The organism is Deltaproteobacteria bacterium (genome assembly GCA_022340465.1).
Classification (GTDB): domain Bacteria; phylum Desulfobacterota; class Desulfobacteria; order Desulfobacterales; family B30-G6; genus JAJDNW01.
Genome location: JAJDNW010000020.1, coordinates 1 through 17,049 on the forward strand (window position 1 = coordinate 1; position 17,049 = coordinate 17,049).

The window sequence follows — 17,049 nt, forward strand, 5'->3', positions numbered from 1 at the left end:
CGGAGGGGAAAAGCGCATGACCTCCCCTTCCATCCTGATGAAGGCATGGAATCTCCATCCCAAAAAGCAGCTGGGTCAAAACTTCCTGGCCGACCCGAACACGGCCCGCGCCATCGTCGATAAAACAGGGGTCGCCGCCGAGGATGTGGTCCTGGAAATCGGTGCGGGTTTGGGTGCACTGACCCGCCCCATAGCGGAAAAAGCCCGACAGGTGATTGCCGTCGAAAGGGACCATCGTCTGGTGAGCCTGTTGAAGACGGAATTGACCGCCGCAGGCCGTGGAAACGTGACTGTCGTGGAAAAGGATATCCTGAAACTGGACATCCCGTCTCTGGCCGCATCGGTAAAAAAGGATCTCATCGTCATGGGCAATGTGCCCTACAACATCTCGTCCCAGATCCTGGTGCGGGTGATCAAGGCAAGGGGCTGCGTGAAAAAGGCTGCGCTCATGTTCCAGAGGGAACTGGCCGATCGGATTATGGCGGGCCCGGGTTCGAAGACTTACGGGCGCCTTTCGGTAATGGTACAGTATTGTGCCACGGTGGGGGTGTTGATGGAAGTCAGGGCAGCCCTGTTCTACCCCAGGCCCACCATCGACTCCCTTGTTCTGGGCTTCGAATTTAAATCCGATCTTGCCCTCACGGCAAACGACGAATCCTTTTTCTTCAATGTCATCAAAGCGGCATTTTCCAAGAGGCGCAAAACCCTGAGGAATTCCCTGGCGGGATTTATCCCGGGTTTTGACCATCAGGCCGCCGCGGCCGCACTCGAGACTGTCGGCATCGATCCGGTCCGGCGTGCCGAAACCCTTACCGTGGACGAATTTGTACGCCTCGGCAACTTTATCTACGCAGAATATAGATAGTCCGCCCTGTCCACCACCCCCCGGACGGGCTTTCCCTCCAGGAAATCACGCACGTTTTCCGCCGCCGCCCTAACCGCCTTCGTCCTCATCGCTGGCACACGGTCGGCTTTGTGGGGAGAGCCGATCACGTTGGGCAGGTCGAAAAACGGGTAGTCCACCTTGAACCCCTGAGGGTCTCCGGGTTCGGACCACCAGGTATCGATGCCGGCACTGAAGGTGGGCACAGCCGTCAGGTGGTCGTAAAGGGCCTGTTGCTCCACCACGGCGCCCCGGGCCACGTTGATCAAAATGGCATCCGGCTTCATGCGCTGCAGCTCGTCACGGCCGATCATGCCCCGTGTGGTCCTGGTGAGGGGAACGGTGAGCACCACCACGTCCGCCGCCTGCAGAACCCTGTCCATGTCGGCAAGAGTTCCCATGAAGTCGAGCGCGGCGACGGATTTCCCGCTGCGGTTAATGCCCATGACCCGCATGCCCAGCCCCTTCATCAGAGATGCGATAGCGGTGCCGTTGCCACCCATGCCGATGATGGCGCAGGTGCAACCCCGCAATTCCCTGCTGAGCACTGAATGCTCGAAGCGTCCCCTAACCAGAGCTTCGTGACCGTTCAGAAGTTTTTTGGCCAGGCATAGCACCATCCCCAGAACGTGCTCTGCCAGGGGGCCGGCAAATGCTCCGGCATTGCCTGCCACCATCGCGTTTTCGGGCAGCGATTCATAGGGAACTTGGTCGGCACCGGCAAAAACCAGTTGAACCAGCCGCACGCGTTCAAGCGCCGAAACTTCTGGAAGGCCCACCTCTTTCCCCGAAAAACGCTTGGAGATAACGATATCCGCGGCCTTCAATAGATCCAGCCTGCGGGCGGATTCGATACCGGCAATACATCGGATCTCCGTAAGGCCGTCCAAAACGGACTCGAGGGCCTGCATTTCCGAGGCTTCAGGTTTGAAGGTGACGGCTGTTGTATTCATGGTGTTTGTTGGGTTCGTTGCTCTTGATAAGTTCATTGAGTTTGTCGCGTTACACCAGCTAACCCAAGTAACTTGCTAAACCACTAAAGGTCTTCGGCCACGGACACCGTCCGGTCACCGAGCATTTGCACGTAGCTGCCCATTTCGTTGTCATACCAGCCGTAGATGACCGTCTGGGTTACCGGTACTCTCAGAATGGTCTTGTTGAGCGTGGCAACGATTTCCCTGTCGATTCCCGGCACTTTCTCGAGATCTATGGTCACTTCAGCTGTCCTGCGGTGGGTCTCGTTGCCCTCGATAATAGCGGCCGCCTTGGGAAACCCGACGATGTCCCCCGATACGTTCTGCTGGTCCGAGTAGTAAAGGTAGCCATTGGGGTCGACGTCGGCGGCACGCTTGTATATGTTGTTGATATACTCCCGGGATATCGGTTCCGTGGCCAGCTCCTCCTGAAGGTTGACCACCAGAATGATGAGCGATCCGCTGGCTGTGGGGACCCGAACGGACTCTGCGATGAAACCGATCTGCTCCATGGCCGGTATGACCAGACTAAGCGCCTTGGCCGCACCCGTTGTCGTCAGGATGATGTTGTTCATGATGCTGCGGTTTTTTCTCAGATCGGTTTTACCGCTTTTGGGCAGCCGGTCCAGCACCGCCTGCGATCCCGTGGCGGCATGCACCGTTGCCATGGAGGCGGACAGGATTTTTTTAGGGCCGAAGGCATTCAGCAGGGGTTTCATCATGTGGGCCAGGCAGGTCGTGGTGCAGGATGCATTGGAGATGACACAATGCCGTCTGGGGTCGTAATCGCTATGGTTGATACCCATGACCGTTGTCACGGCATCTTCCGGCATGGTTTGTCCCTGATCTTTGATCTTAAAAGGCGCCGATGCGATCACCTTTTCCGCGCCGGCCTCCAGGTGTCCCCTGATGGATCCCTTGGCGTCTTCCGGTGACAGGGTCGGGTCCAGGAACTGGCCGGTGGTTTCCACTACCAGCCGCACGCCCTCCTGCCGCCATCCGATATCGATGGGATTGCGCTGAGAGCGCAAAAATTTTACGCGCACACCGTCCAGAACCATGGTGCCGGAGGCTTCGTCGATATCGGCCACGACCGGTTTCGCATTCTGCCCGTGCAGGTAGGTGTGCAGCCTGCCGTAGGTGGAGTCTCTCTGCACATAGTGGGCGATGTCCTGAAGCGACGTGCCGGACTGCCGTCCTATGTTTACGACGATCTCCCCGAAAAATTTGCGGGCCACGTGGTGCCACACCGTAAGCTTCCCGATCCGTCCGAAACCGTTGACGCCGACTTTCAAATTGCTGTCACTCATCGCATCCACCTTTGTCCTCTCCATGACCCATTCCGCAACAGGCCGGTTCTGCCTACCTCGACGTTGATGTCTATCCCTGTTTCTCTCTTCTGAGTTGAGCGGCTCAGCCGCGTTAACTGATTGTCCCGGGCCGAATTTGTGCAACTCCGGCCCGAAACAATCAGGCTTCGTCGAGTTCCAGCATACCCCTGTAAACCGACCCCTCGCGACCGTCGATACTTATGTAGTCACCGGACTCCAGCCTGATCGACGAAAAAATGCAGACCTTCTCTTTCTCGTCGCAGCGCATGCTGCCGCACCCGACCACCCCGGTTTTCCCGAGCCGATGGGCCACCACCGCAGCATGTGAGGTAACGCCTCCCCGGGCGGTCAGCAGGCCGTCCGAGGCATATATTTCCCTGATGTCGTCCGGAACGGTGTCGCCGCGTACCAGTATCAAGGGGGTGTCGGGCTCGGTGCTCCGCCAGTTGTCGATCTCCTTGAGCGTGAAAACCAGGCGTCCGCTCATGGCACCACCCGATACGCCGATACCGTGCCCCAGCATTCGGTCGTCACCCGTATGACCCGGATCGACGAAGGTAAGCTCCTTTTTGCGCTCACGCATGGCCATGTCACGGGTCTGCAAAAGGTACAGATCGCCCGGGGAGGGTCCTTCGAAGGTAAACTCCATTTCCTGGGGACTCCACTCCCTTTTTTCGACCAGTTCGACGGCCCAGCTTTTCATGGCGGCGTAAATTTCGGGAAAGGCCGTTTCCAGGGTGATGTCCGTCTCGCGCATCTCAATGTCCTGCTGGGTAATGGAGATGGGCAGGGTGGTGACCAGCCCGGAAACCACATCTTCGCCCTGATTGCCGATAGTGAAATCCCCCCACAGCCTGATGCTGTCTCCGGACCACCTGGGGTTGTGCGTGAAGAAGACCCCGGCTCCTGACTGTTCCGACATATTGCCGTACACCATGGTCTGAACGGTCACGGCCGTCCCCCAGTCGTCTGAGATACCCATGATCCTGCGGTAGGTCCTGGCCTTGGATGACTCCCAGGAAGCCAGCACGTTGCGAATGGTGATAAACAGCTGCTCCATAGGATCCTCGGGGACTTCTATTCCGCTTTCCTTGATGTGACGTTTATAGGCGATGGCCACCTTTTGCATCTGCTGGCCGGACATGTCCCGTTTGAACCGGACCGCTGCCCGCCGTTTGAGTTCGCTGATAATGGCGTCGAATTCATCGCGCTTCAGGCCGAAGGACATACCGTAGCACTGCAGGAAACGCCGGTAGTTGTCCCATGCAAACCACTCATTGCCGGTAAGGGCCGCCAGCCCCCTGGTAATCTCCTCGTTGACCCCCACATTGAGAAAGGTGTCCATCATGCCCGGCTGGGAGATGGAGGAGCCGCTCCTCACGGAAAACAGAAGCGGGTTTCCGGGATCTCCGAAATTGCGCCCGGTTTTCCCTTCGATGGTGTGTATGTGCCTGGTCACCTGCTCCTTGAAATTTTCCTCTGCGGGCAGGTAGCTTTCGATGATATCCCAGCATCGGTAGACTTCGGTGGTAATGACGAAGCCCGGGGGCACCGGGAGGCCGAACGATTTGAGCTTGGCCATGTTCAGTCCCTTGTTGCCCAGGTGGATAATGCCGGAAACCCTTTTTCCCACGTCGTGGATATAGGTCATGGCATTGTGGGGGTCGTACAGAAGCAGCTGATGAAGCTTGTCCTTGGGCAGCTTGTTGGACTGCTGGAAAAGCGTGTTCAGAATCCGGCTGAGGAAAAGGTCCAGTTGCCGGAGCCCGGTGGTAAAGGCGATTCTGTCTCTGAAGAAAATTTCCGATATCCTGTGGCGGGCCTTGTCCCTGTCCTGCAGCCCGTCTTTAGGCAGAAACCGCCCCAGGATGGCTCCCGGCGGCAGCTTGGTCAGAATGGTGTTCAGGTTCTGCCCGTGCACGTTGGCAAAGTAGTCGTTGATGATATTTTTGACCGCCTGTGCAAACCCTTTGAAGATGTCGATGTATTGGGTAAAGGTAAACCCCCTTATCTCGAGGGAATGGGCCAGCATTTCAAGCTGGCGTTCCAGTTCCACGGAATGGATGCCCTCGATGTGCAGTGCCTTGTCAAAAAGCAGCAACCGGTCATAAATCTGAAAAAAAGTGGCTTTGGTAATCAGGCTGAGATCGATTCTGTCCACCAGTTCCTCGAAGAGCGTGTTCACCAGCGATTCCAGACGGAACGTCAGCCCCAGCGCATCGAATTTCATTTCGTGGTAGCTGCCGTACATGGAGGGGATGTCCACCGTGAAATGTCTTTTTTTGTATATGTCCTCCTTTACCTCGAAAGATTCATTCGAGAGGATCAGATATTTCAGAAACTCGAGATAATCCAGCATCATGAATATCTTCTTATCCAATTCCGGCTCTTTCAGGGCATCCTCCAGCTGATCGAGGCCCGGAAAAGCCTCCGCTTTCAACCGGGCAACGTGATTGTTGATTTCGATAAAGTCCAGGTTGTACTTCTGATGCAGGTGTTTGTAGAATGAAATGGCCAGGGTAACCCGCTCGACATCTTCCTTTTGCAGGTCGGAAGCGCCATCCAGCAGCGCCTTTATCTTCTCCCCATCAAGGCTGATCAGGTCCCCCGGCAGGGACACCCCTTTTTGCCTGAGGTATCGGACGGTCTGGTGCATACCATCCACATACACGCCTTTATCTTCGATGCGGTTATAGATGACCGGCGGCACGTACGGCTTGAGCAGCGTCTTGTCCCGGGTTTCCCAAAAGGTAAAGGCCGCCTCCATAAAGCCGATAATGAGATTGCTGCTCTCCACGTGGCTCTGTTTGCGCAAGAAGTGGATGAGTTCGTCCTTTCTGTGAGCGATCTCGTCCAATCTGGTGGAAATGTCGCGCAGCTTGCCTTCCGCACCGATATCGTTGAAATAGACCGGAAAGAGTTTGGCCAGCTGCTTGAGGAGATTGTAGACCTGTCCGATGCGGCTGTTGAGGATGCGGGTGATATCGCGCGGAAACAGATCCGTGTCTTTGATGAACACGCCGCACAGCGACAGGTGGATGATCATGCAGGAAATCAGCCTTACCGAGCGCTTGGGCCCCAATATGATCAGCTCCATCCAGGTACGAATGTTCTGTATGTGCGCCGGGTTGACCATCACCTGCCAGTCATCGCCCACTCCGGTGATCATGGGCGCCTGAAAACCGAGATCGATGACGTGTTCGATGAAGTCGTTGACCAGCTCGCTGTCCTCGGTCTGGTAAATCCCCTTGCCCATTGTCAGTACGCAGTTGAGAGCCGTGGCCGGAAAGGCGTCGGTCTGCTTTTGCAGGATTGAAAACGTTTTCTGCATGAGCTTGCGAATGTAAAAGTGGGTCTCGTTGCCGATAAGCCAGGTCAGCGTCCGGTTGATATCCCTCAGGGTCTCCTCGTGAATGATGGACAGCTCCGAAATGTGCATGATCAGAAAGAGAAAAATCATCTTCCACTGGTTGCCCTTGTTGCTGTCCCTGCCTGCATCCAGCAGTCTTTGAGGCATTCCCCGGTACATGTCGGCAATCTGGTTGTATCCGGCCAAACCCATCAGTTGGTCGAGCATCTCGGCCGAACCCGGGTCCTCACGCCGTACGATGCCGTCGAGGCCTTTTTTCCAGGCAAAGATGCGATCTCTGGAAATATCCCTGAATATCTGCTTCCATTTGTTGCCGGGATCCAGCATCTCCACTTCTTCTTCGAACCAGTCGCTGGGGTCCTTCTGCTTCAGCCAGAAATCGTAGGCGGTTTCAAAGTTGTGCACCAGAAGGAGGTTGAGCTCCGTCAGGTCCAAGCCCGAGATATCCAGGCTGCCCCGGAATACCTCGGCCAACTTTTTCAACTGGTAATAGCTGGTGACAAAAAGAAAAAACGTCGGTTGATCGTATTGCCGGATCTCTTTGAAAGCATCCATGAGAACCGGCACAAAGGTTGCCTGCTTCTCTTTTGACTCTTTGATGATCTTCTGAAGGTACAGCAGCAGGTTGTCGACGGCGTCCCGTTTTGCCTGCACCGGGATGTTGGCCCGGACGGCCGCCTGAAAAATACCTATCAACAGTCTCACGGCCTCATCCCCCTGGGGGTGCGCTTTCAACAGATGAAAGTAATCCAGGGAATAGGAGCGGGCTTCGTTGACAATGAACTGCCAGTTTTTATACGGGTGGGAGAGTTCCTTCAGAAAGGTGCCCAGGCCCTCCATGATGCCGTAATAGCTGGACATGGCTTCCTGCAGCACCGCGTACTTGGGGTCGATGCTCACATCCACATGATAATCCGCGATGTTGACTTCCAGCGCTTTGGATTTGATGGTCAAACAGGTCCTCCGTAATAAACCGGTTTTGCTTTGAATTCACGAAAGCTCGACATGCGAAGACACGAACGAAAAATCGAGCGGTACGGATGTAAATTTATCAAAGGACCGTCATATATTCAACCCAATTTCCCCCGGGTGTCGGGGTTTGAAGTACCTCATCGTTGCAAACGCCCGAGGACTTCAGCGTCAAGGCGCCTGAGGGTGAAGTCGCCTAAGAGGCTTCGGGCGGCGGAACGAATCCGCCTGCCGCTTCCTCGATCAGCATGGCCAGCTGAAGCGTGGTGCGGTCGCCGAGGTAGGGCCCGACGATCTGGGCGCCGGCCGGCAGTCCGTCGACGGTGAGGCCTGCGGGTACCGCTGTTGCCGGCAGGCAGGCCACGCCGGCCAGGCCCGACCAGGTGTAGACGGTGTTGCCATAGGGCCGCTTCTCGCCGTTGACCATGAGCGTGCGATCGTAAAATTTGCCATGGTCATGGGGAAAAGCGGTGACCGGCGCCGACGGACACAGCAGCACATCCTTATCTTCGAAATATTCGGCCCATTTCCGGCGCAGCTGCTGTCGCTCACGATCCGCCTTGAGCCAGTCACGATGGCTTTGGGTGATCCCCTTGATGTACAGCGCGCGGGGATGGTTGTCCTGTTTGCCGGTTTCGGCGGCCTCTGCCGCCAGGCGGTCATACATCTTTAGAGGCATGTCCGCGGATCCCACAACGGAAAACAGCGATACGAAGACGGCGTGGCTGTGCCGGAAATCCAGGTTGGGTTTGCTTTCCTCAATCTTGGCGCCGGCTCTGGCGAGCGTGTCCGCCAGCTGCTGTAGGAGATCGCCGACGGCGGCATCCACAGGGCAGAACGGGTCGTCCAGCCACAAACCGATGCGAAAATCTTTCAGACGCTTTTTAACAGGCAAGGGAAGGTTGACCTTCCAGGCCGCCCGCTGCGCTCTGTCGGGTCTGACAAGAAGATCCATGGCCACCACGAGGTCCCCGGCACTCCTTGCCATGGGACCCACTACGCCAACGTCGATGCCGGCGGCGTAATCCGGCGGAAACACCCCCGGCGGTACGGGTATGTGCCCCTGCTTGGGAATCACATTGAAACTCGATTTGTGGCCGAACACCCCGCACAGGTGGGCCGGCAGCCGGATAGACCCGCCGAGGTCGCTGCCCAATTCCAAAGCGGCCATACCCGCTGCCAGGGCGGCGGCGGCCCCGCCGGAGGATCCGCCGGGTGTACGCGAGATATCCCAGGGGTTGTTGGACTGGCCGTACACATCGTTGTACGTCTGGAAATCGTTGCCGGCCATGGGCACGTTGGTCTTGCCGATGATGACGGCACCCGCGTCCACCAGCGACTGCACGGCATCCGCGTTCTGCGCAGGCACATACGACTCCAGCGCCGGCAAACCGGCCGTGCAGGGCATGCCGGCGACCTCGAAGGTGTCCTTTATGGTTATGGGCAGCCCGTGCAGGGGACCCCACTGCTCTCCCCTGTCGAGGGCTTCGTCCGCCGCCTTGGCTCTCCGCCGGGCCGCTTCGTAATCCGTGGTCACCACCGCGTTGATTTCGGGGTTCTTCCGCTCGATGCGCTCGATAAACGCCTCCAGCAGCTCCGCACAGCCGATGCGCCGGTTCCGGATATCCGCCAGCAGCCGGCTTGCCGATCGATAGATTGGGTTTGGCATGGGTAGGTCTCCTTTTACACAGATAAATCCTAAATCCCAATAGCGAAGCGGGCGCAAGATGTCAGTCGAAATCGACCTTCATCAGAGCAAAAAAGGTGCCCGCAATCAGGAACACCGAAACCGTAAAAACGATCCGGTAGGAATCACCCTCCAGCCACGCGAATCTGTCCAGAAACCGCCCGAAAGCGAGGGGAAGGCCGGTGGCGAACAACAGGGTCAGCAGCGGAGCAACGGCAAAATAACTGGTGGCGTCATTCAGTCCGGACAGCCTGCCCACGGTCGGTCCGAATACGATCGAACGCGTGCCCCGGCAGGCACCGAACAAAAAGGAGGCCAGCAGAAAGCTCCAGTATTCCCTGAAAACGACGATAAGCAGGAGGGCGGCGATGGCGGCGATCTTGGAAAAGATGTACTTGTCCCGGGGGCTAAGATATCCCATGGAGCCCAGGAGAATGTTGCAGCTGATAGCGCCGAGATAGAGCAGCCCCACGAACATTCCCGCCGCAATGGCCGGTTTGATGCCGCAATAGGTGGTGGCATAGTTGGCGTAAAAGGAGATGGCCGTCACCACCACGAAGTAGTCCATATCGCCCGCCAGGAAATATAAAAAATTCCTGTTTTTGAGGATAGCTCTCACGGAATCCAGCGTGTACCGCAGGAGGGACCGCCCACCGCGGTCGTTGTTTTTCCCGTCCCGGGCCACCTCCCGGGTAAACAGAAACAGTACGGCACTCGCAGCGAACAGAACCCCCACCGCGATGAAGATCAAAGCGGATGCCCTCGACGAGAAGGAATATTTCTCGACCCACTTGACGATGAAAATGCTGCAGATCAACCGGGCCACGTGCTGGGAAATCATCATGTAGGAGAAACCCATTACGGTTCGTTCGGCGGAAAACATGTTCACGGCATAGTTCAGCCAAACCGGTACGGTCATGCCGATGCATACGGAAAACACCGCATAGGAGATGAAGAACACGAGAAGAATGGCCGGAATCTTGCCGAACAAAAACAGAAAACAGCCGAAAAAAAGGAGGGCGACACCCGACACGACGTGCAGCCAGATCACGGCGTTGCGCTTGAAGATCATTCCCGAGGTAATGTAGCTGGCAAGCAGACCGAAAACGGAGCACCCCACGAAGAAGATGGCCGGAATGAAGCCGATGACAAAACTCGAAGCGCCCAAACTTTTGAGAAACAGCTGCAGGAAGGTCGACTCGATGACCACCGGCAGCCCCAGGCCCCACAGGAATTCCACGCTCGATATGCCGAAAGCGTTCTGCTTGAAGTATTGGTCGATCGTCTTTTTCATTCTTTTGAACCACAAAGGCACAGAGGACACAAGGATGGTCACTCCCTGTGTGCTCTGCGCCTCTAACAAAGTGAGTAATAATGGTTACGTAGTTGCCCGTGAGCCACGGTTCAACCATCGCCCATATACCAGATGTTTTCGCAAAGAAAAAGAACTTGTTGCCGCCATCCTGTTTGCATGTTGCCCCGATATTTGCTAAAGCTGATGCATGTGGCCGCATGACACCATATCTTTTAAAAAAAAGCCCACCTGGCTGGCCAGCAAGGTGCCCGGATTCATCTTCTATTCCAACGCCGTTTGGGCGGTAATCGCCGCCTCGCGCCTGGCCCGCAGGGGGCTCTATTCCGCCAGGGACCGGATTCACAGCAGCCTCAGCATTTTGAAATCCCTCGAATACCTGGGAACCGACGTCAGGGTCGAAAATCTGGACATGCTGTCGAAATTGAAAAACCCCTGCGTTTTCGTCTCCAACCACATGAGCGTGCTGGAGACCTTCATTTTTCCCTGCTTGATCCTGCCTTACAAGGCATACACAGTGGTGCTGAAACACAGCCTGATGCAGTACCCTGTATTCAAACACGTGCTGCGCAGCCTGGACCCCATTGTGGTGGGCAGAACCAATCCGCGGCAGGATTTCAGGACGGTCATGGAGGAGGGCCTCGCCAATCTGAAGAACAATATTTCCGTGTTGATATTTCCGCAGACAACCCGGGCGCTCGACTTCGACCCGGCCAAATTCAACACCCTCGGAATCAAGCTCGCCAAACGGGCCAAGGTGCCGGTGATACCCGTGGCCGTCAAAACCGACGCCTGGGGCATAGGAAAATGGGTGAAGGACCTCGGCAGGATCGACCCCTCCAAGCCGGTGAGGGTCTGCTTCGGCGAGCCCGTCCACATCAGCGGCGCCGGCAAGACCGAGCACCGCTCCACCATCGATTTCATCGCAGCCAAGCTGGCCTGCTGGGAATAACCCGTTCGCCCCGTTCATCTCGGATGACCGGGGCGAACGGGTTCTGGAACGCGGCTTCCCTCTTCGCTCCGAGAGCTTCGCCGAGACCGCCCGCCGCTAATATGCGGTCCAAAGCAGGATTTTCAACTTGATCATGGTCGGTATCATCGCCCCGCCGATCCTACAAAACACCCTTCAAACACAGGATCCACGCGGTCTTCGAACTCCCCCATTGGCATGGGCGGCGCGTCGTCGCCGGCCAGGGCTTCCCTTACCGACAGCCTCACATCCCTTGCCCACTGTTTTGCCTTATTCAACAACCTAGCCCACGCAGTCTTTTCCAGGGCACTGCTCTCTGCCTGGTAATAATAGGGAAACCGCAGGAAGACATTTCCGGCCTGTGCTTTTACCCAGTACCCCTGGTAGGGCTCCATCAGGAGCTCGTTGTATGAGTGATATACGGCGTTTTCCCAGCACCAGATCCTGAGGTCGATATAGGGGTTGTTGCCGTCCATGAACAGGATGCTCTGCGGGCCAAAGATGATCGCGCCGTTGGCATCGTAAACGACGACCTGCACATCCCCCCAGTAATAGCGGGCGTCGTTGGGCGGCGCGACCATGTTCCAGCCGTTTTGTGTCGTCGGGTTGTAGCCCAGCTTGACGTCGATGTCGAATTCCTTGCTCACGGGGATGCCGCTGAAGTTCACCGTCAACCCTTCCCGCGCCAGGATCCAGTAGGCCCGGCCCGGCTCCATCTTCAAGCCCTTGCCGAACTCGATGTATCTGCCCTGCACAGCATCATAGGTGCCGATGCGGTAGTTGGCCGGGTCGTAATCGATGTTGAAGACGGCCCGGGGGTCGGGGTTGTCGGGCCAGTGTACGATGGATGCCATGCCGAAGTCGCCCAGTTCTTCCCCTGCCGCGATCGGCGGGAGGGAGTCCGGCTCGGAAGTGCCCACCTTGAAGGAAAACGTGTCGGACCACGGCGACGCCAGTCCGGTGTCATCCACATACCGGACCTGCCAGGCATACTTGAGTCCTGTCGTCAAACCAACGCTGCCGATGATGTACTGGGTCAAGTCGGTTGTGGAAATGATCGGGTTCACGGCAGCGCCTGTATCCGCACGCATTATTTTCCATTGTGTCTGATAGTGTATGCTGCTGCCGTCCGGATCGTCGAAAGCGCTTGATTTGAGGGTTATGGGGTTTTCCCCTGAAAAAATGCTTTCGATTGGAGGAGCGACCCCGGTCGGCTTTACGGGGGGGTGCATCCCGGCTTCAAGCCGTTTGTTCAAAATCAAGCCCCCTCCTCCGACCACAAAAACATTGTATGCTGAGCTGCCCCATACGCCATATGGGTAAGCACTCGGGTTGTACTGCACCCCCCACGAATTTCCGTCAAAATACTCGATTACCCTGTTGTCGCTGCCGCCTACCGCATATATATCGCTGTCCGATGTGCCCCATAAGCCGTTAGGGTAATCAACCACCCCAAGTTCCGCCGTCCAGATGTCGCCTGCATTCCCGTCATAATGCAATATGTTCGTCGCCCCACAGGCGAAGACATCTGAAGCGGAATTTCCCCAGACAGCGGTAAGCGGGCTAGTTCCGGGATTGGTCATAGGCGCCCAAGTGCTGCCGTCATACTTCAGGATCGTACCGTTTTCCCCCACGGCAAAAACGTCGTTTTCGGAAGCGCCCCAGACGGCATTCAGCGTGTAGGCGGTGCCGCTGCTATGGACTTCCCAACTGCTGCCCGTATAGTGCAGGATAACGGCGGTTCCCCCTGTGGGAGGTTGAGCGCCGACAATAAACACCTCGCCGTTGGCACTGACCCAGACGCCGTTCAGGTCGGCCGAGGTATTAATGTCGCTCACAAGCGACCAGGTGCCATCATAGTGATATATGGTTCCATTGCCACCCACGGCATAGACATTGCTGCCGGAATTGCCCCGGACATCCCTCAAAACGACACCATTGGCAACGACGTTCTGCTCCACCCAACTGCTGCCGTTAAAATGAAGGATGGTCTCCAGCCCTCCTGCCGCAAAAACATCGCTCCCCGAGGTACCCCAGACAGCATACAATGTTTCTGTCGTCGGAACCGATCCCATGGCAGTCCACTCCTCGCCGGCCACGTGATTGACCATGAATAAACTGCAAAACGCCACTGTCGTGACAACGAAAGCCACAAGTCTATTTTTCGGCTGCATAGTGCCCCCATCGATTCTCGACATCGAAAATTACCCCCAATGTTGCGACCTTGAGGTTACTCCGGCATCTGCGGAAAATCCGGCAGATTGCCCAGGTAGCCCTCTTTGGCCTGCTCGATTATATCGACCCGGACGGTGCTGGGGCGTTCTTTGGTCACGCCCGACTGCACCACGGTCCTGTAGATATCGCCGGCTCTGACCTCCTTGGTCTCGAAGTCTTCGGGTACGGCGACGATGACTTTCTCGGGCACCAGCACCCTGACGTCTGCCTTGACAATGGCCTCGATCCCTTTTCCTGCCTGTATTTCACCCGCTTCGGGTTCATAATCTTCTGGCGCCACGCTGATGAACTGGTCCAGCAGGCGCTTGACCGCTTCGGGTGAAACGTTGACCGGCTTGGACGGGTATCCCCCGGCATACACCCTTGATGACTGGTAGTCGGTCAGCACGACGGGTTCTCTCGCCGGGTCTACCAGTCCCGCCAATTCGATGGAGGTTTTTTCCAATGCCGTGGCTATGGTCACTTCCGCGGAGGCTTCGAGCACGAAATCGGAGCCCCGCACGCCGCAGACGGCCGTAGGCGTCTTCACCTTGAATTCCGAACGTTTGAATTTGAGCAGTTTCACCACGAAAAACCGCGCCTTGCCGAAAGCCATGCGAAGAAACGACGATCGGCTTTTCTTCTTCTTGTCGTAAACACTCTGGTTGAGTTCCAGCTTCGTTTCCGAAGCCAGGGAGAGAATACTGCCGTCGTTCATCCTGAAACGGATCTTGCCTCTTTTCAGGGTGGTTACCGTGTCCCCCCTGTAAAGGGGCAGGCCCGGCCGCGCCCGGTATCCCTCGTGCGCATTCTCGGCGTGCATCACCACCACGTCACCCCTGACCCGCTGGACGCTTCCGATGGGCGCACCGAACCCCGGCATGAATGTATCAGCAATGACAACGCCTGCCGGCAGGATGGTACCGGTGGCGGCGATGCCCGGCGAACAGAGGCCCGCAAAAAGAAATGCCGCAACAGCCAGACCACGGATTGCCGTCAATGTACCTTTACATGTATTCATTTTATCTCTCCAGCAAATCTAAAATTCCAATTCAAGTCCCATGCCCAGGCTGTTTCTCCTGTAATCGTACTCCTCGATATTGGAATGATTGGTGATATGGTTGTATTCCAGAGTGACAAAAAGCCAATCCCGGTAAACCGGTCGTTTGAGCGCCGCAATCCCGGAGAACTTGTCGTCTTTCCTTGTCTCCCCGGGAAAATTCGGGTACTCCTTGTGGTAGTAGTACAGTTCCAGGTCCATGATAAGGCGCCATCCAAGCTCCATGGAAATGCCCGCCTTGAGTTTTGGACGGGTGTAGTCGTAGGCTGACACATCGGCGGTACTCGTCTCGTAGCCGACCCCCCCGAAAACGAATCCACGTCCGCCAAACACGTGGTAGTAGACATCGGCATACAGGTCGTGAAGGCTGCCGTCCCGGTCGTCATTCTGGCGGTAATCCCTCAGATAGTAGGAGTAAACGAATCGGGTCAGGAGATTCCTGTTGGGTTGCCAGAAAACCGAAGGGCGCAGCTGGTGCTGCAGCAGATAGTCCTCGTCGTCGAGCGTGTAGAGCCTGGGTATGTAATTGAGGCCGAAAAGCAAAGACCCGCTGGAATAGGTCCCGTAAAGGTCGGCGCTGGTGTCGGACATGTCGAACTGGTCCAGGTCGAAATACCAATTCTGGCCGCGCTCGATTCCGGCCCCCAGAACCAGATCGCTGCGATTGACGATATTGTAGCGTCCACCCGCCCGGGCGTAAACACCCGAATCGGCTTCATCCGACGGGAACAGGTCCATGTCCGTGGGGTCCAGGGGAACGTTGTCGTCGTAGATATATTGCAGGGCAAAGTCGAGATAATACGGTTTTTGCGCCGGCTCCGCACCGAGAATGCCCAACCATTTTTCCGCGTTCCTCTTCTCCGCCGGCGTGTCGGCATTGTCCTTTACATAGGTAAACTGTTCTTTCGCCGCCCCCGTATTCCCCGTTTGATAGTTGCATATGCCGGCATAGTAGGTGCTGTTGACCTTCAGGGAGGGGCTCCTTTCCGCGGCCTTTTCAAACAGGGGAGCGGCCTCGCCGTAGCGCTTCTGCCGGTAAAGACAGATGCCGCCGTAATAGGCGGCCAGCACGTTGGAATCGTCCTCCCCGGCACCGGCTGCAAAGTGTTCGGCGGCCGTGCCGTACTGCTCGGTGTGGTAATAGAGCAGACCCAAGTCGTAGTTCAGGCCGGACAGATCCGGATCTTTGTCCCAGGCGGCTTCGAGATTTTCTCGGGCCTCTTCGTAACGTCCCTGCTCTGTATGGACCCGACCCAGATATTGCAGGTAAACCGGGTTTGCAGGATCGGTTTCAAGAGCCTTCTTGAAGAGGCTTTCGGCTGACTGGTAGTCTTTGGACTCATATGCAAAAACCCCCAGATCGTAATATCCGCCTCCTGCTTCCGCTGCCTGGGCCGACAGACCGGCACCCGCCAAGAGAAGAACCGCCAACGCAACCGCCAACGATCGACGCATGGTATCGTCCCCCTATATAGTCAAGCGTTCATAAGGATGGTTTCAATGCGAATGATTTTGTGTTATCCACGACAGGTAAATCAGCGGCCGATAGCAGAGTCGAAGGTATGAGGAAGGCCCCTCGAAAGGGTCCGATCCGCCTTTGGCGCTAATTTGGATTATTGTATAAAGAAATACCAACGATGTCAAATAGTAATAACCTTCGGCGGGGCAAGATTTGTGCGCCGCATTTTTCAGGACCGGAAAGAGGATGACTCACTATGTCCGGCATTCGTGCAAAAACAATCAGCGGCCTCAAGCGAGGCGACGTGTTTATCGTTTCCAGAACCTTCGGCGAAAATGAGGTGAAAACATTTGCCGATATCACCCACGACTACAACCCGGTCCACTTCGACGATCGCTTTGCCGAGGCCAAGAATTTCGACGGGCGCATCTGCCACGGCCTGCTGACGGGCGCCATGGTCACGGAAATCGGGGGGCAGATCGGGTGGCTGGCCACCCAGATGAACTTCGAGTTCAAAAAGCCGGTCTATTTCGGCGATACGATTACCTGCCGTTTCCTCATCGCCGACGTGGATGCGCGCGGATGGGCCCGGGCGGAGATAACCATGAAAAACCAGGACGGACTTACCGTGGTGGAAGCGTGGATTACCGGGCGGCTCCCGGGGAATCGAGACATCGAGGTGCTGGAGGCCATGGTGGCCGAGGGGGACCCCACCAACGGATTGAGAGGCAAGAGGGCTGAAGATCAGTAGGCTTTAACGTGAGATTTTGGCCATCCGTGAGTTGCCGGTGCTGTCGGTAAGCTTCTTGCTGTCTGCGCC

General features: G+C 56.6%; 11 protein-coding genes. 3 read left to right on the forward strand and 8 right to left on the reverse strand.

What is annotated here, in order from left to right; all coding sequences use genetic code 11:
- The first annotated feature begins 37 nt into the window (after positions 1 to 37).
- On the forward strand, positions 38 to 865 hold the full coding sequence (gene rsmA, locus LJE94_03110; protein MCG6909098.1) for a 16S rRNA (adenine(1518)-N(6)/adenine(1519)-N(6))-dimethyltransferase RsmA: 828 nt from the start codon (positions 38 to 40) through the stop codon (positions 863 to 865).
- Here rsmA and LJE94_03115 read toward each other — a convergent pair.
- The 5 genes from LJE94_03115 to LJE94_03135 all read right to left on the reverse strand — a co-directional run bounded on the left by LJE94_03115 (position 847) and on the right by LJE94_03135 (position 10,508).
- Positions 847 to 1,836, reverse strand: a complete 990-nt coding sequence (locus LJE94_03115; GenBank protein MCG6909099.1) for a 2-hydroxyacid dehydrogenase — start codon at positions 1,834 to 1,836, stop codon at positions 847 to 849. The two genes, rsmA and LJE94_03115, sit on opposite strands and share 19 nt — an antisense overlap.
- Before the next feature lie 83 nt (positions 1,837 to 1,919).
- A complete protein-coding gene (locus LJE94_03120; GenBank protein MCG6909100.1) occupies positions 1,920 to 3,167 on the reverse strand; it encodes a glyceraldehyde-3-phosphate dehydrogenase in 1,248 nt (415 codons plus the stop codon).
- Between the two features lie 160 nt (positions 3,168 to 3,327).
- Positions 3,328 to 7,512, reverse strand: coding sequence for a pyruvate, phosphate dikinase (locus LJE94_03125; GenBank protein MCG6909101.1), 4,185 nt, complete (start codon positions 7,510 to 7,512; stop codon positions 3,328 to 3,330).
- 211 nt (positions 7,513 to 7,723) lie between these two features.
- A complete protein-coding gene (locus LJE94_03130) occupies positions 7,724 to 9,196 on the reverse strand; it encodes an amidase (GenBank protein ID MCG6909102.1) in 1,473 nt (490 codons plus the stop codon).
- Positions 9,197 to 9,257: 61 nt separating this feature from the next.
- A complete protein-coding gene (locus LJE94_03135; GenBank protein MCG6909103.1) occupies positions 9,258 to 10,508 on the reverse strand; it encodes an MFS transporter in 1,251 nt (416 codons plus the stop codon).
- A 208-nt stretch (positions 10,509 to 10,716) separates the two neighbouring features.
- On the opposite strand from LJE94_03135, the gene LJE94_03140 reads away from it, so the two are divergent.
- The gene (locus tag LJE94_03140; protein ID MCG6909104.1) at positions 10,717 to 11,478 is read left to right on the forward strand and encodes a 1-acyl-sn-glycerol-3-phosphate acyltransferase; all 762 of its coding nucleotides are present in this window, start codon (positions 10,717 to 10,719) and stop codon (positions 11,476 to 11,478) included.
- 143 nt (positions 11,479 to 11,621) lie between these two features.
- Here LJE94_03140 and LJE94_03145 read toward each other — a convergent pair whose 3' ends face one another.
- Genes LJE94_03145 through LJE94_03155 form a run of 3 tightly spaced genes read right to left on the reverse strand, consistent with a single transcriptional unit; the run spans position 11,622 to position 16,225 of the window.
- Positions 11,622 to 13,670: a hypothetical protein gene (locus tag LJE94_03145; protein MCG6909105.1), complete on the reverse strand. Its 2,049-nt coding sequence runs from the start codon at positions 13,668 to 13,670 to the stop codon at positions 11,622 to 11,624.
- 56 nt (positions 13,671 to 13,726) lie between these two features.
- A complete protein-coding gene (locus LJE94_03150; protein MCG6909106.1) occupies positions 13,727 to 14,731 on the reverse strand; it encodes a FecR family protein in 1,005 nt (334 codons plus the stop codon).
- An 18-nt stretch (positions 14,732 to 14,749) separates the two neighbouring features.
- Positions 14,750 to 16,225, reverse strand: coding sequence for a tetratricopeptide repeat protein (locus LJE94_03155; protein MCG6909107.1), 1,476 nt, complete (start codon positions 16,223 to 16,225; stop codon positions 14,750 to 14,752).
- A 260-nt stretch (positions 16,226 to 16,485) separates the two neighbouring features.
- Between LJE94_03155 and LJE94_03160 the strand changes: the two genes are divergently transcribed.
- Positions 16,486 to 16,980: a MaoC family dehydratase gene (locus tag LJE94_03160; GenBank protein MCG6909108.1), complete on the forward strand. Its 495-nt coding sequence runs from the start codon at positions 16,486 to 16,488 to the stop codon at positions 16,978 to 16,980.
- The last annotated feature ends 69 nt before the right edge of the window (positions 16,981 to 17,049 follow it).

Excerpts from the sequence above, each read along its gene's own strand:
- LJE94_03155 (MCG6909107.1), bottom strand. The coding sequence starts at position 16,225 with ATGCGTCGATCGTTGGCGGTTGCGTTGGCGGTTCTTCTCTTGGCGGGT.
- LJE94_03120 (MCG6909100.1), bottom strand. The coding sequence starts at position 3,167 with ATGAGTGACAGCAATTTGAAAGTCGGCGTCAACGGTTTCGGACGGATC.
- LJE94_03115 (MCG6909099.1), bottom strand. The coding sequence starts at position 1,836 with ATGAATACAACAGCCGTCACCTTCAAACCTGAAGCCTCGGAAATGCAG.
- LJE94_03130 (MCG6909102.1), bottom strand. The coding sequence starts at position 9,196 with ATGCCAAACCCAATCTATCGATCGGCAAGCCGGCTGCTGGCGGATATC.
- LJE94_03140 (MCG6909104.1), top strand. The coding sequence starts at position 10,717 with ATGTGGCCGCATGACACCATATCTTTTAAAAAAAAGCCCACCTGGCTG.
- LJE94_03160 (MCG6909108.1), top strand. The coding sequence starts at position 16,486 with ATGTCCGGCATTCGTGCAAAAACAATCAGCGGCCTCAAGCGAGGCGAC.
- LJE94_03145 (MCG6909105.1), bottom strand. The coding sequence starts at position 13,670 with ATGCAGCCGAAAAATAGACTTGTGGCTTTCGTTGTCACGACAGTGGCG.
- LJE94_03135 (MCG6909103.1), bottom strand. The coding sequence starts at position 10,508 with ATGAAAAAGACGATCGACCAATACTTCAAGCAGAACGCTTTCGGCATA.
- rsmA (MCG6909098.1), top strand. The coding sequence starts at position 38 with ATGAAGGCATGGAATCTCCATCCCAAAAAGCAGCTGGGTCAAAACTTC.
- LJE94_03150 (MCG6909106.1), bottom strand. The coding sequence starts at position 14,731 with ATGAATACATGTAAAGGTACATTGACGGCAATCCGTGGTCTGGCTGTT.